Source organism: uncultured Candidatus Kuenenia sp. (genome assembly GCF_900696675.1).
In the GTDB taxonomy this organism is placed as follows: Bacteria; Planctomycetota; Brocadiia; order Brocadiales; family Brocadiaceae; genus Kuenenia; species Kuenenia stuttgartiensis_A.
Window position 1 is genome coordinate 1 of the sequence record NZ_CAADGZ010000088.1, and the last position, 14,271, is coordinate 14,271.

The window sequence follows — 14,271 nt, forward strand, 5'->3', positions numbered from 1 at the left end:
CTTCATCGAAATGGTGAATCTCCTTTCAGGTGTTTTTTGTTATCAATATACCGCCGAATACCTTGGAAATCCTACCATTTCAATCCTATTCCTGCAACAAGGCTTTGCCTTGTTTGCAGGATTTAGGTGTCATTACAAGGGTACCAGCGTGTCATTGCGAGGGTCTTTTCCGAAGCAATCAGTATACTACGAGATATTTCGTGACGTAAGAAACGCCATATCCCGTGATAAGCAAATTAAGGGTGGCTCAAAGGGCTTAAAAAATAGAATTAATTAATGGAATGATGCAGGATGGAAGGATCTCCATGACGGTTTATGAGGTTGCTTCGGAAAAAGCCCTAGCAATGACGAGGTGGTTAAACTCTCTTTGGTTGCGGCTTTGCTGCGATGTGTATTATGTATTATTCCAGTTACATTTGCATACGCATAACTTCTTTGTATGTTTCTACCAGTTTGTTCCGGGTTTCCATCATAAACTTAAAGCTAACCTCCGCCTTTGACATGGCAACCATAACTTCGTGGATATTTTCAATCTTTCCGCCGGAAAATTTCTCGATACTGTCACTGGCTTTCACCTGAAGGTCATTAATCTCATTGATAAAACCTCCCAATGTATCTTTAAAGGAAGCGCCTTTCTGCTCTTCAACAAAATCAAACCCTTTGTTTTGTTGAATTGAATCGCCATTATTATTAATCGGTAAAACAGCCATAACTACACCCCTATCTTCCAATAATTGACAATGCCTGATTTGTAATATCTTTAGAAGAATTTATCACCGCAAGATTCGCTTCGTAAGATCTGGACGCCGTGACCAGATCAACCATCTCCGTTGCAATGTTTACGTTAGGCATCTCTACAAAACCATTTTCATCCGCCTGAGGATGCCCGGGAATAAATACCTTATTAAAAGGTTCTTTGCTTTTCATAATATTACTCACCTTTACGCCGCCCAAACGTTCCATTCCATCAATATCGGACAAATTAGCCGCCTTATTAAGAATAGACTGAAATTCCACTTGTTCCCTGCGATACGGACCGCCGTCGGGAGAGTTAGTAGCGTTTGCATTAGCAATATTATTTGCTATCACATTCATGCGGATACGTTCCGCGGTAAGCCCGGTAGCGCTTATATCCAGCGCTGAAAATACCTTACTTATTCCCATATTTTCCCTCCTTATCCTTTAGAGCCGTCAATTGCGGCTTTTACTAAATCAAATTTTTTTGCCAGTAACTGCGAATATATTTTATAAAAACCCGTATTTTTCAGTAAAGTAGCAACCTCTTTTTCCATATCCACCGTGTTTCCATCGTTGCGCAATGTCCCATCTACAACATCTTCTGAAATTACGACCTTTGGTTCAAACTTATTAAAATTTTTCTGCGAACTGCTTTGTATAGCCTTTTCAAGCTCACCCTCAAAATTAACCACCATTTTCTTGTAACCAGGAGTGTTTACATTGGCAATGTTGTTTGCAACAACCTTGTGCCTTAGAGACGAAACATCCAACATATTCTCTAATAAACCAAACGTTTTATCTAAACCAATATTCATAATCTTTCTCCTTATCCACAGAACATCGCAAAACAAATACCGGAAAACAGAGACAGCAAATACAATATGCAATAAAAATACACATATATCTATTTATCAATAAGATACAGCGTAAGTAAAAATATATTATTGCATCCGTGAAGGCAAATCTTTGCCCCCCCTATTAAGAAAAAATTTCACGGTATGTAGGAAAATACATCGCCTTCTGCTCAATCCTCAGTCCTCAATCCTCAATCCTCAATCTGCAATTTGCCGACTGCCGATTGCCGATTTCAGAAGTCAGAAGTCAGAAGTCAGAAGTCAGAGTTTTTCGCGGACATCTGACCTCTGATCTCTGATCTCTGACATCTGACCTCTATTGAAAGCCGACTGCCGACTGTAGATTGTAGATTGCTACGGTATAATGGGAAATCCCAAGTCCCCAATACCTCCATTGCCACAATTTATTGAGCAATTACGTATTTATTGAGTTTATTCCGCAATGTTCTGGTTGTAATTTTAAGCAACCCGGCTGCCTTTGTTTTATTCCCGCCCGTTTTTTCGAGTGTAGTAAAAATCAACTCTTTCTCTGCATCTTCAATAGATTGACCATTCTTTTTTATGTTTACGGAATCATCACACATGGTATGTTCGGATTTTTTTGTGTCAATGAGGGATGTAAAGTTCTCTAATCCAAGTTCTTCCGACGAACCCATAACAACCGCTCTTTGCATAATATTTTTCAATTCCCTCACATTCCCAGGCCAATTGTATTGAGAAAGGTAATCCATTGCCCTTTTTTCAATCGATTTGACAGATGAATTATTTTCCGAACTATATTTTTCAAGATAGGTGTTCGCCAGCAACGGGATATCTTCGCGCCTCTCCCGTAAAGGCGGTAAGTGTATCGGAACGACATTTAACCGGTAAAATAAATCCTCACGAAACGTCCCCTTTTGTATTTCCTTTGCCAAATCCCTGTTTGTGGTTGCCACAATGCGGACATCGATTTTTATGGTTTTTTCTCCCCCAACCCGCTCAAATTCCTCTTCTTCCAGCACCCGCAACAACTTTGCCTGTATATTGGGAGAAATCTCGCTGACTTCATCAAGAAGCAGCGTACCTTCGTTTGCCAGTTCAAAGCGTCCTATACGCTTTGCCACCGCTCCGGTATATGCGCCGCGTTCGTGCCCAAAGAGTTCGCTTTCCAGGAGGGACTCTGCCAGGGCTGCGCAATTTACCCGAATAAAAGGTTTTTCGCAGCGCGGGCTGAAATAATGTATCGCACGCGCAACTAATTCCTTGCCCGTACCGCTTTCTCCCTGTATAAGAACACTTGCCTTGCTCTGTGCAATCTTTTTCAGTTGTTCATATATTTGCGACATTTTAGAATTTTTGCTGTACACAGGCTCAGATTTTTCATCCACATTGGAAGCAGACCGCCAGTATTTATTTTCGGCGATTAATTTCTGCCGTTCATTCACCCTTGAGATTAAAAGCTCTATCTGATCGGGAGAAAAAGGTTTTATAATGTAATCATAAGCGCCTTTTCTCATAGCTTCCACAGCAGACTCTATAGTGCCATACGCAGTCATGAGAATGACTACGGTTTCCGACGAAATTCCCTTTACCTTTTCAAGCGCCTCCATGCCGTCCATTCCAGGCATTTTCATATCCATGAATATCATGTCAAAATCTTCTTTGCCGATTCGCGAGACGGCTTGCTGTCCGTTCCCAACCCCTGTAACATCATATCCGCCTCTTTTCAGCGTTTCACAGAGGTATTCACGCCCCAATGCATCATCATCGACAACCATTATTTTTTCGACACTCATTTTATTCCCCTATAGACTGGAAGACATAAATAATATAGTACTTAAGCAAACTGCATCGCCAATGCCTCTTCTTCAGGAATGAAAGCGCTGTACGAATCCATATAGTCATGCGAATTTATGGGCAGATTAATATAAAATGTCGTTCCCTTTCCCTCTTCGCTTTCAACAAAGATTTTGCCGTTATGCGCTTCTACAATTTTGTTCACAATTGCCAATCCAATCCCCGTTCCATCCTGTTTTGTAGTAAAAAAGAGGTCAAACATCTTCCGGACAACCTCTTTTTTAATTCCTACTCCGGTATCCTTTATGCCAATCTGAACAACGCCGTTGTCGTTTTCTCCCTTTAGTGTCCGCGTAAATACCGTTAAATGGCCCCCGCATGTCATAGATTGAATTGCATTTAAGCAAAGATTCAAAAAGACCTGCTGCAATTTTTCCGCATCGCATTTCAAACAATAATCATCTGCACCGTATTCTTTATGGATAGAAATAGTATCTATTCCATTCCGGTTCATGTCTTCCTTAATAAAAAAGAGTGTTCTGTCCAAAATTTCAGATATACGGCTATTCATTAAACTCAATCGCACCGGACGCGCGAATACCAGCAACTCGGTAACCGTTTTGTTCAGATTTTTTGTGCCTTGTATTATATTTTTTACCAGTTTCTTACGGGGGTCGGAATCTTCAAAGTCCCTTGCAAGTAATGCAGAAAACCCTTCAATACCATTTAGTGGATTACGAATTTCATGGGCAATACTGGCCGCCATTGCGCCAATGGCTGCAAGTTTATCCGCTTTTCTCAATCGCATCTCCAAATCTCTTATCTTTGATAAGTCTTTAAACACCTCTACAGCGCCTATAATATTGTCCTGCGAGTCCTTAATCAGTGACACGCTGCTTTCCAGCATCCTGGTTAATCCCTGACTGGTCTTTATTTTACGCTCAACATTAATAAAATTTTGCCCCTTTTTAATAGCCTCCGTAAGCAAGGATTCACCACCATCCGCATTTTCGTATAAACACGCTATATTTCCCCCTACCACGCAAGACCCGCTGAAGCTCAATATTTCTTCTGCCGCCGTATTGAAAGTAGTTATTTCCCCTTTCACATTTATGGCGATAACACCGCTATGAATACTTCCCAAAAGACTATTTAGATATTTCGTAAGGCTGTCGAGTTCCTGCACTTTATCCTTTAAACGGGCATTTGTATCTTCCATCTCCTTATCTATTTCCTTTACCCTGCTTTGCAGCTTATTGTAAGCCTCTTCCAAACGCAATGTATAAAGATTAAACTGTTCAAAGGCGGTTGCGAGTTCATTCCTGAATTTTTTCGGATATTTGTTCACGGCAATATTTTTCATAACGTAACCCCGTTTTCTTTTCCCATTATTTCACTCATTATTATCAGAAAGCATTAACAATTTATTATTCTTCAATGTATTTTTCCCCTGCCATTCCTTCCACCAGGCAATATCATCAACATACCATTTCGCTTGCACTATTAGCTCACTCTTCGGATTTTCGTCGATAAAACGCTGGAATTCATTCAGCGCGTCATCGTATTTTTTTAACTGCCGGAAACAATTTGCAATCTGGTACCGGGCCCACATGTATTGATACGGCGTAACCGCTTCTTGCGGAATATTTTTATAACCCTGCAAGGCTTTTTCATATTCACCCAATGTATAAAAACATTCTGCTATTGTTATGGGAGGCGTCTCTTTTTCTATGCCGGTCAAATAGCGATGCAGCCGGTTGTGCATCCTGGCTCTCTCCTCGCCATCCTCAACGGACGCATCAACTTCTTCTTTTTGCGGCACTGCATCCTCAAAGTTTTTTGAATACTGTAATGGCGTGTATTCTGAAATCTCGTTTGATGTATCACCGGCATCGCTTTGGCCGTCTGTTTTTGACACATTGCCCACTTCATGAACCACCACAGAATCAATATCTTTCGTTGCGCCTGATTTAAAATATTTCCCAATCCCTGTCTCTGAAGTAACGCCTTGCAATGTTAAATATTTCTTTTCTAATTCCCGAAGCCGTTCGTTTTCAACGTTGAGATTTGATAATACCCTTTCCACTCCTTGATGTTCGCCCGCACCAGACGAAGTACCGACCAAAGCAGAACTTCCATGAGATACGTCCTGAATCTCTCCGGTTCCTGCATTTTTTCCGCTATTTACAGTCTCGCTAAACAAACATCTTTCAGAACTTATAAAAACAGGCACACCCATCCACAAAGCCATAAAAACCACCAGGAACTTTTTCTCTGTTTTTTTCAAAAAACTCAAATAACACGTCCTTATGTTTACCTATGCTGGCGTAGCCAGAACCAAACAAGAAAGAAATAAAAAATACGAAAATTAGAATCCACCCCCTGCACCCCCGCCAGCGGGGGACATTCTTCCCCTTTGGAGGGGGGTAAGGGGGAGGATTTTGCCAAAAAAAGCAAAGAAATCACTGCTAAGGTACTAATTAGTTCATGATATTAAAAAAAATGCAATCAGTATAAAGGGCATCGCAAAAGCAGTGCCGTACACGGTCGACAACAATAACCCTGCAGGCAGATACTACAGAAACTACGGCACATGGACTCACAACTATTTTACAAAAGAAAGCTTATGTCACAATAAGTATCAAAAAAATACCAGGTAGCCATACCTGAAGCGCCTGTCGTTGTTATTGATTAAGTAAAAAATATGGACGTGTTGTCTAATTATAAGACAATACTGAGGCGGGAGACTTTATACAAGGTCATCACTTGGGGTTTTGCAGTTTGTCAGGGTGCATGCCCGATTTTTGTAAAATTTGACTCCCTGTTTTGCTTGAACCTTAACCTTGACATCAATATTTTTATAAGTACAATGTACATATGATCGAATTAACATTTGAATGGGATAACCGGAAGGAAAAGTCCAATATCAAAAAGCATGGGATTTCCTTCGAAGAAGCGCGTATAGCCTTTTATGATGAAAATGCCATTCAATATTTTGATCCCGACCATTCACACGAAGAAGATCGTTTTATCTTACTTGGAATAAGTTATAAACTTAGGCTTCTGGTCATCTGCCACTGTTTCCGGGAAAGCGATACAGTTATCAGAATCATCTCTGCGAGGAAAGCCGATGGCGATGAAGAAAGTGAATATTGGAGGAACAGACAATGAGAGACCATTATGATTTTTCCAAAATGAAGGGGCGTAAAAATCCTTATTTAAAGTATTTAAAACAACCGGTTACTATGCGTTTGGACCGTGATACTGTTCTCTATTTCAGGTCTATGTCGGAGGATACCGGTATTCCATACCAGACCCTAATAAATCTTTATCTTCGTGACTGTGCAATCAGTCAAAGAAAACTCCAAATAAAGTGGCCCCCCGGAAAAGCCGAACAACCGGCTTGAAGCAGGGGTAAAGACGCAGTTAAAGATTTGGAAAATGGATGGTGCTTAGGGACATAGAAGAATTTAATATGCCTGTAATTGTCATTTCTGCCAAGGTGAGAAATCCTAAGATTCCTCACCTTGCTCAGTCCTCAATTTGCAATTTGCCGACCGTAGACTGCCGATTGCGGGGGGATTCTTTTATGGCTGAGACAGGCATCATCCCAACTCTAAACGAAACGCTTTTATTGCTTGTTCCAGTTTTCCCATAGCTTTATAACAAGCGCCAATTCTTTCAAATGCAAACGCCCTGATTTCCTTTTCGCTGCTATTTCCTAAAACATCTATATATGCCTTCACAGCTTGTTCGTATTTTTTTTCGCAGAAGAGTGCATCCGCCAGGCCAACCATTCCTTCTATTAATACCTTGCTGTAAGGGTACTTCTTTATAAAATCCTTAAAACCTTCCTGCGCCCGCGCATAATTATCATCATCAAAATAACACCATCCTATCTCCATGGCCATTTTGTCCGCATATTCATTAGTTGGCCAAAATTGTATCCCTTCCCGGAATGTTTTTATCGCAGAATCATAAAAGTGCATTGCCCGCAGAGACTTTCCCAAAAAATACATACCGCGTGGGACATTGCTGCTGTTTGGATAGGTTTCCAGCGCTCTCTTAAAAACCTGGAATGCCTCAACATAATTCTCATTATTATAGAAGCATTCTCCCAATAAGAAACTTGCGTCTTCGGCATATCTCTCATTGCCCGCATTGGCCAGGAAATTCCCCAAAACTGTTTTGGCATCCTCATACTCCTTCAACGAGAATAAACATTTTCCTATTAAATATTCAATCTCAGCCCCTATATGGAGGGAATTATAGAGTTCCCTGGCCTCCATCAATGCCCGAATCGCCTCCCGGTGTTTTTCCATTTTTGCAAGCGCTTTGGCAATGTTAAGCTGCGCCTTAGCGGCAATCTCTGTTTCCGGATATCCATTCAGCACCCTTTCGTAGGTGTCCTTTGCCCGCACATAAAACCCCTGCATCATTAAAGAGTCGCCGATCCCCATAAAAGCATCGGCAATTAAAGGATCTTTCGGATAGCCATAAATAAACTGAAAATACGCCCTAATGGCGCTTTCCGGGTCATTGAGGCGGTAATAACAGTCTCCGATTTTAAATAAAGCATCTTTTGCAAAGAGAGACGTTATATATTTTTTTACAACAACCTGATATTCCTGCAACGCAAGAAAATTGAAACCCAGATCATAATAATAATTCCCCAGTTCATAATACGCCTTGACGACCATTTTGTCGTTGGGATATTTTATTTGTGCCCTTTGATATATTTGGGCAGCCTTATCCTTATAATAGTCAGATGCCGTATCGACGTTAAGCTGTGACAAAGAGGTAACAAATATAGCGTTCTCTTTCGGAATAAATTCCAGGTTGCGCATTCCGATAATTACTTCTAATATATCCTGTAACGGGCTTTTTTTGATCGATACATTTATAAAAGAAGACAAGTATTCGGGTGCAATTTCTTCATCCACAATAATACTTTTGCCATAGACTGCTGACAGCGCTTTCAATATTTCAGACACCTGCACCTGTTTTGCGTTAATTGAATAAACCGGCATATCATACTCGTCCAGTTCTTTTTTCAGCATGATATTTTCATTTGGCTGTATAAAAACCTCTTTTCTTTCTTCCGGAGCAACACTCTTCTTTTCAGCCGCCTTCGTCCCGGCGCCATTATCTTCCTTTTCTTCTAACTCCTGATCTCTTAATATTTGCAATTGCATTTGGAGCATCTCAAGATTTCTCAACTCTTTATTTAATGATTCACTGAGTTCGCTTGATTCATCAATAGCCTGCAACTGCATCTGAAGCATTTCCAGGTTTTTCCTCTCCTCGTTCAATACGCCCTGCACGGTATTTGAGATATCCTCCTTCGCCTCGCCAGTAGTCTCCTCACCGGCTTTGGAAAGAGAGCATACAGGAAATACGCCTAAAAGAAATATGAGTATAAAAATTATTCTTCTATTCATTATTCATTATCCCATAAATGGTATATGCAGAATTTTGTAACACTTTAGTTTTTAGAAAAATTCCAATAATAACGCTACTTGCCGTATAAGTGCAGGGGCGGAGCATTTGCTATAAACGGTTGCCGCTCGTTCCTCACTTGAAATATCTAAGCCCACTAAATTCATGTAGTGCGACGAACCTCGTCGCACTACAAATGACAATTCCCCGTTTAACAAGACTAAAGTGTTACCAAAATTCTTCATTTGCCTTCCTATTCTTCGTTCTACAAATGGTCATTGCTTTTCCCGGATCCTGCGGTGACCGTACCTACCATTTGAGATGCATTTTTCAGACGTTTTGACTCCTCCCGGTAATAATCTCCGATTTTAAAATAAGACTCTGCCACGCACGACTTATCTTCTTCCGTTTTGCAGTCACCTTCCTGGGCGATAACGGAGTAAAGGGTTTTTCTTGCTTGCTTATAGTCCCCCAGTTTTGCGCAACATTCACCCATTTTTAATCTGCTTTGCAATTGATACTCGCTGTTAAGATAATCATTGTTTAAATGCCTGAACACTTCAAGGGCTTCCTTATAATCTCCCGATTGAAAATAACAATCGCCCAAACGATATACAATAAAATCCTCATTCAGAAAAGGCATCGATTTGTCTAACCCCTTTCCATAGAGAGAAGCCGCCGTCTTGTAATCGCCCTGTTCGTACAATCGATTTGCTTCGATGATATATTCTGTCCTGTCTTCCTGCGTTTCTTCCCGGCCTTGCTGTACACCAGAAGAATTTTCCCCCTTTATATCGTCTGACAGTTTTGCCTTAGCCCTTTTGCCATCCCTTAAATTGTCGTTCAAGTCCATATATTTATCCAAAGACTCTTCCAGCTTTTTTTCCACAAGGCGGGAAACCATTTTATTGCCTTTTACTTTAATCCAATCTTTCTGGAGAAATAAAAAGAAGCTTATCGCGCCTACTATAAAAAAAAGCACCATAGCGGAAAGTACATATTGATTGAGCAATATGCCCGCTTTTAACAATTTTTTTGATTTTACCGACTCGTCAGAGGCTTCATGAACAGGCATATCGGGCGCGTCTTCACCTTGCGAAATCGCTTCCGGGAAAGAATCTTCCTCCTCCCGTTTTTGCAGCCCTTCGATTATTTCATTTAATGCAGTTTCCTTTTTTTCGTCATCAGATGGAGTATTAGTCATATTTTATTACCTCTTAATAAAGTTAGTACCTTATCAGTAATTTCTTTGCATTATTTGACGAAATATTTAATGGTCACTTATGCAGTCGGCAATCTACAATCGGAAATCGGCAAATTGCAGATTTAGGATTGCCGACTGAGGACTGAGGATTAATTTCCCCCTGACCATAAAAATGTTCTTTCCAGTTTCCCCACACGGGGACCAATGCTTGACATTGCTTCATCCTCGTTCTCAAATACCTCCACAATGCGAAGCAGGCCGGTAATATCCATAAGTTTTTTAATGTTTTTATTTGTTTGAACCAGCTTAAATCCCTTTTGTTTTTCCCTGAAACAACTCACATAATATGCGATACTCCCCAATGCGTTTGCGGAAATATACTTTACATCTCTGAAATTCAGTATAATGGCGCATGCATCTTCGCACAAAATCTTAAGCATGCACTCCAGTTTGATTGCCCCCTCATACACGAGGTTCCCCTTTGGCGATAACACGACCACATTGCCTTTTTCATGCCTTTCAATTTCCATAGAAGTTTACCCGTTTCGCCAAAAAGACCGAAGTCCCGGTTCCCCTGCCGGATTGTATCATTACTCTATCCATTAACTGTTTCATAACAAAAATCCCTCGCCCGTCTTTTCTTGCTATGCCTTTATAAAATGTCGTATCAGGTTCTTCATAGTTCTGCGTATCAAATCCACAGCCCCTGTCGCTTACCACTATGATGATATCTTCCCCCAATCTAGAAAATTTCAGAACAATTTCCCCTTTTTCCCCCTCCTTGTATGCAAAGAATAATGCGTTCAAAACGGCCTCATTAACAGACGTAATAATGTCATGCCTCTTACACTCGTCACCCACTATTTTTGACAACTTTTCTTCGAATAATTGCAGCACTTCATCATAATCATCAATGGGCATGGAAATAGAAATCTCTTCTTTCCATGGCATGCATCTGCCATTCTCCAGGGTAAAGGCAATGACGGAACAATTTCGTGCATCGGCAGTCAGTTCATGCCATCCATCTATTCCCTCTTTCATTTTTTTCGCCACATGCTCACAATCCCCGGCAACATCCCGCACAAGTGCATCCCTGAGCCTGTCTTTCTGAATAATTCCCTTCCGGATGCTTGTAGCAACAGCATTGCTGTCAATCACAATAAATCTATTACCCGCAGGCATTGGCAGGGTTTGCTCCGGCACGCTTATGTCAGGAAACATATTTAGGAATAAGGGATACGATTGCAACTGTGTCATTTCTTTTTCCTGCGAAAATACAAAACAGGCGAGTCCTTCCCCGCAAATTGAATAAGAGAGTTTTTGCCCTTGTTTCTCCAAAATTACACAGAAAAGCATAAGCGGAAAACGGTTTTTTATATTTTCGCAGAGAAATGTATTCATGTTTTTTATCAAAGATGCCGGTGATCTGCATGTTTTAGCCTCATAGCGAAAAACTGTTTTTATCACCGTATCCAGATTTTCCAACCCGGCCTCGCGTGAAAAACTTCCAAACAGCGCCAACTGGCGATCATCAGTCTCAACGGCATCATAAAAGGCATGATTTGCCTTCTCTGTTTCATCCTGCACAATATAGGATGAATCCTTGTGTTTGTCAGTATATACCTCACACGGCCGTGGTTCTTCATTCTCATGTTTTTTTTCGCTATACACATTTGTACCGGTATTTTCGCTTTCACTCAGGACTTTGCGAATCACCTTCTTCATATGTTCAAGCTTAAAAGGCTTTGTTATAAAATCAGAGACGCCGGTATGCATCGCCTCAATAACCGCCTCCGTTGAACCATAACCCGTCATAATAATCGCCCTTATTGAGGGATTTGCCTTCTTTATTTCAGCAATTAACTGCACGCCATTCATGAAGGGCATAGTTAAATCGCTAATCACCAAATCGTATTTTCTTTTTTTCGCCAATTCCAGGGCTTCAATGCTATCGTTGGTCTCCTCCACATCATAACCGTCATCCAAAAGGGTATTTTGCAAAGCCCATCGCAGCGTTTCTTCATCATCTACCAATAAAATTTTTTTCTTCATCTTTTTTTTATAGGCGATCTTTTGCTTATTAATTAAATATTACTGTGCAATGCCATACTCTTTTATTTTATTATATAAGGTCGTTCTGTTGATACCCAGCACCCTTGCCGCTTCCGTCCTTCGCCATGAGGTTTCTTTCAGGACATTTTCTATATGTTGTTTTTCCATAAATGCCAGTGAACGGGCATCAAGTCCGTCGCTGCTTACACAGTCAGTATTTCCATCAACAGTAATACCGGCAAGGCTTTCAGATTCTTTTTTCCCAACGCTGATATTTGCAACATATTTAGGCGATAATGCGCTGCCGTTTGCAATCAACACGCCTCTTTCTACCACATTCTTTAATTCTCTGATGTTCCCAGGCCAGCCGTATTCCAATAATATCCGTTCAGTATCGGGCGGGATATCGCAAATATTCTTGCCAAACTCATTATTATATTTATGTATAAAGTATTTCACCAAAAGCATTATATCTTCTCTTCTTTCCCTCAATGGCGGCACATAAATCGGCAATACCTTCAACCGGTAATACAAATCCTTTCTAAAATTTCCCGACGCTATTTCTTCTTCAAGGTTCCTGTTTGTCGAGGCAATAATCCGAACGTCTATTTTGATATCCTGTATGCCGCCAACCCTTTTGAACTGCCTTTCCTGCAGAATTCTTAAAAGTTTTGCCTGCAGCAAAACCCCCATCTCGCCTATTTCATCAAGGAAAACGGTTCCCTTATCGGCAATTTCAAACAAACCCGGTTTACCGGCTGTCGCCGCGCCGGTAAATGCCCCTTTTTCATAACCAAATAATTCTGCTTCCAGAAGGCTTTCCGTCAGGGCAGCGCAATTTATATCCACAAAACGCCCTGATTTTCTTGCGCTTAACCGGTGCACCGCCCTTGCAACAAGCTCTTTCCCGGTACCGCTCTCTCCTTGTATTAACACCGTTGTAGAAGAACTTTTTGCCACCTGTTTAATAAGAGAATATATCTCTTTCATCTGCGGGCTATTGCCAATAATAATTCCGTCCGATTCTTCATCAAACGTCCATTGCTTTTCCTTTATTTCAAGCACCTCCTGGCGCAGCCCCTGCCTCCTTAATGCCTTTTCAACTACCGACCTTAACCTGTCAAGCTTAAACGGTTTCTCTAAATAATCGTATGCCCCTAGTCTCATTACTTCAACTGCCGAGTCTACGCTTCCATATCCCGTCATTACCACCATTAACGCGTTAGGGTCTTTCTCTTTTATTTTTTCAATAAGTTCCACTCCATTTATATTGGGCAATCTCAAATCCAGCAGTATCAAATCCGGCATAAATGTATCCATTTTCTCCAGCGCTTCTTCGCAACTACCGGCGGCAATTGCTTCATAACCCTGCGCATCTAAAAACTCCCTGACAGAAAGCCTGATTGTTTCTTCGTCATCGACAATAAGAATTATACCTTTCGGCTTCATTTATTTATCCTTCCATTAAAAACAAACCGTTCAATGTCCCACGCATTATAAAACTTAATTTTTTTCCCGTAAAAAAAATACTTTGAGTTCAGTATATCAAAACGTTTAATTTTTAAACACTACTAATCTTCCATTATCAACATCTGTTTAAAAATACGATTTCTCACACAATGTAGTATTTTTTTAAGAGGATACTTACACGTTTTTATAAAACTTATGCAAAATAATCAATTTCCGTGTATTCCGCGTGTTCCGTGGTTTAACTGGTTTTTATAAAACTTATGTACAAATTAAATCCCCTCTAAGCTGAATAGTTACCAGAAACATTTAAATGATTATGTAGCGTTGTCGCAAATTTTATACCACTGTTTATAGCCATACTTTAATCAGCCTGATCTAAAAATTTGTAACAGTTTAGATTTTTGGAAAAACAAAAATGCTCGTTCCCAAGCTCCGGCTTGGGAACGTAATTGCGTTGGAAGCTCTAGCTTCCATTTCGCCGGCAAGCGAAGCTTCGTGTATTATTCGATTCAAAAGAGGTTTCCAAATATCTTGGGTAGCATACTGAAAAGCCTCCAAGCTGACATCATGAGTTCATTCCCTTTTCCATTCGAAGCTGGAGCTTCTCAAACAATCCCGTTCCCAAGCCGGAGCTTGGGAACGAGCGGTTTTTTTCATAGGACTAAAGTATTACAAAAATTTTGATACCGGTAAAAATAACTATTGAATAACCCGTGGTAATAATGTATATTTCCCGCT

Annotated in this window: 14 protein-coding genes; 3 read left to right on the top strand and 11 right to left on the bottom strand. The window is 40.6% G+C overall.

The genetic code is table 11. The annotated features are described in order from the left end of the window. On the top strand, window positions 1–277 hold a 277-nt coding region (locus QZT26_RS12355; protein ID WP_295102506.1), incomplete at its 5' end, for a hypothetical protein. Window positions 278–410: 133 nt separating this feature from the next. Here QZT26_RS12355 and fliE read toward each other — a convergent pair. From fliE to QZT26_RS12385, 6 genes are all read right to left on the bottom strand, one after another. After that, complete coding sequence (fliE, locus tag QZT26_RS12360) at window positions 411–710, bottom strand: flagellar hook-basal body complex protein FliE (protein ID WP_099324442.1); 300 nt, start codon at window positions 708–710, stop codon at window positions 411–413. 10 nt (window positions 711–720) lie between these two features. Further along, the gene (flgC, locus tag QZT26_RS12365; protein ID WP_099324441.1) at window positions 721–1,164 is read right to left on the bottom strand and encodes a flagellar basal body rod protein FlgC; all 444 of its coding nucleotides are present in this window, start codon (window positions 1,162–1,164) and stop codon (window positions 721–723) included. A gap of 11 nt (window positions 1,165–1,175) precedes the next feature. After that, complete coding sequence (gene flgB / locus QZT26_RS12370) at window positions 1,176–1,553, bottom strand: flagellar basal body rod protein FlgB (protein WP_099324440.1); 378 nt, start codon at window positions 1,551–1,553, stop codon at window positions 1,176–1,178. Window positions 1,554–1,996: 443 nt separating this feature from the next. Beyond that, complete coding sequence (locus QZT26_RS12375) at window positions 1,997–3,367, bottom strand: sigma-54 dependent transcriptional regulator (protein WP_295102510.1); 1,371 nt, start codon at window positions 3,365–3,367, stop codon at window positions 1,997–1,999. A gap of 41 nt (window positions 3,368–3,408) precedes the next feature. Continuing rightward, complete coding sequence (locus QZT26_RS12380; RefSeq protein ID WP_295102513.1) at window positions 3,409–4,731, bottom strand: ATP-binding protein; 1,323 nt, start codon at window positions 4,729–4,731, stop codon at window positions 3,409–3,411. 30 nt (window positions 4,732–4,761) lie between these two features. Further along, on the bottom strand, window positions 4,762–5,619 hold the full coding sequence (locus tag QZT26_RS12385) for a tetratricopeptide repeat protein (protein WP_295102516.1): 858 nt from the start codon (window positions 5,617–5,619) through the stop codon (window positions 4,762–4,764). Window positions 5,620–6,245: 626 nt separating this feature from the next. Here QZT26_RS12385 and QZT26_RS12390 point away from each other — a divergent pair. Both QZT26_RS12390 and QZT26_RS12395 read left to right on the top strand, forming a co-directional pair. Next, on the top strand, window positions 6,246–6,539 hold the full coding sequence (locus QZT26_RS12390; RefSeq protein ID WP_099324436.1) for a BrnT family toxin: 294 nt from the start codon (window positions 6,246–6,248) through the stop codon (window positions 6,537–6,539). After that, window positions 6,536–6,775, top strand: a complete 240-nt coding sequence (locus QZT26_RS12395) for a BrnA antitoxin family protein (protein WP_099324435.1) — start codon at window positions 6,536–6,538, stop codon at window positions 6,773–6,775. Before QZT26_RS12390 ends, QZT26_RS12395 begins: the two co-directional genes overlap by 4 nt. A 198-nt stretch (window positions 6,776–6,973) precedes the next feature. Here QZT26_RS12395 and QZT26_RS12400 read toward each other — a convergent pair whose 3' ends face one another. The 5 genes from QZT26_RS12400 to QZT26_RS12420 form a co-directional block, all read right to left on the bottom strand. Continuing rightward, the gene (locus tag QZT26_RS12400; protein WP_295102521.1) at window positions 6,974–8,809 is read right to left on the bottom strand and encodes a tetratricopeptide repeat protein; all 1,836 of its coding nucleotides are present in this window, start codon (window positions 8,807–8,809) and stop codon (window positions 6,974–6,976) included. A 263-nt stretch (window positions 8,810–9,072) separates the two neighbouring features. Continuing rightward, window positions 9,073–10,011, bottom strand: coding sequence for a tetratricopeptide repeat protein (locus tag QZT26_RS12405; RefSeq protein WP_295102524.1), 939 nt, complete (start codon window positions 10,009–10,011; stop codon window positions 9,073–9,075). 149 nt (window positions 10,012–10,160) lie between these two features. Further along, window positions 10,161–10,541: an STAS domain-containing protein gene (locus QZT26_RS12410; RefSeq protein WP_099324432.1), complete on the bottom strand. Its 381-nt coding sequence runs from the start codon at window positions 10,539–10,541 to the stop codon at window positions 10,161–10,163. After that, window positions 10,531–12,063, bottom strand: coding sequence for a response regulator (locus QZT26_RS12415; RefSeq protein ID WP_295102528.1), 1,533 nt, complete (start codon window positions 12,061–12,063; stop codon window positions 10,531–10,533). Before QZT26_RS12415 ends, QZT26_RS12410 begins: the two co-directional genes overlap by 11 nt. 39 nt (window positions 12,064–12,102) lie before the next feature. After that, window positions 12,103–13,512, bottom strand: a complete 1,410-nt coding sequence (locus tag QZT26_RS12420) for a sigma-54 dependent transcriptional regulator (RefSeq protein ID WP_099324430.1) — start codon at window positions 13,510–13,512, stop codon at window positions 12,103–12,105. Window positions 13,513–14,271: the final 759 nt, after the last annotated feature.

Excerpts from the sequence above, each read along its gene's own strand:
- fliE (WP_099324442.1), bottom strand. The coding sequence starts at position 710 with ATGGCTGTTTTACCGATTAATAATAATGGCGATTCAATTCAACAAAAC.
- flgC (WP_099324441.1), bottom strand. The coding sequence starts at position 1,164 with ATGGGAATAAGTAAGGTATTTTCAGCGCTGGATATAAGCGCTACCGGG.
- flgB (WP_099324440.1), bottom strand. The coding sequence starts at position 1,553 with ATGAATATTGGTTTAGATAAAACGTTTGGTTTATTAGAGAATATGTTG.
- QZT26_RS12375 (WP_295102510.1), bottom strand. The coding sequence starts at position 3,367 with ATGAGTGTCGAAAAAATAATGGTTGTCGATGATGATGCATTGGGGCGT.
- QZT26_RS12380 (WP_295102513.1), bottom strand. The coding sequence starts at position 4,731 with ATGAAAAATATTGCCGTGAACAAATATCCGAAAAAATTCAGGAATGAA.
- QZT26_RS12385 (WP_295102516.1), bottom strand. The coding sequence starts at position 5,619 with ATGGCTTTGTGGATGGGTGTGCCTGTTTTTATAAGTTCTGAAAGATGT.
- QZT26_RS12390 (WP_099324436.1), top strand. The coding sequence starts at position 6,246 with ATGATCGAATTAACATTTGAATGGGATAACCGGAAGGAAAAGTCCAAT.
- QZT26_RS12395 (WP_099324435.1), top strand. The coding sequence starts at position 6,536 with ATGAGAGACCATTATGATTTTTCCAAAATGAAGGGGCGTAAAAATCCT.
- QZT26_RS12400 (WP_295102521.1), bottom strand. The coding sequence starts at position 8,809 with ATGAATAGAAGAATAATTTTTATACTCATATTTCTTTTAGGCGTATTT.
- QZT26_RS12405 (WP_295102524.1), bottom strand. The coding sequence starts at position 10,011 with ATGACTAATACTCCATCTGATGACGAAAAAAAGGAAACTGCATTAAAT.
- QZT26_RS12410 (WP_099324432.1), bottom strand. The coding sequence starts at position 10,541 with ATGGAAATTGAAAGGCATGAAAAAGGCAATGTGGTCGTGTTATCGCCA.
- QZT26_RS12415 (WP_295102528.1), bottom strand. The coding sequence starts at position 12,063 with ATGAAGAAAAAAATTTTATTGGTAGATGATGAAGAAACGCTGCGATGG.
- QZT26_RS12420 (WP_099324430.1), bottom strand. The coding sequence starts at position 13,512 with ATGAAGCCGAAAGGTATAATTCTTATTGTCGATGACGAAGAAACAATC.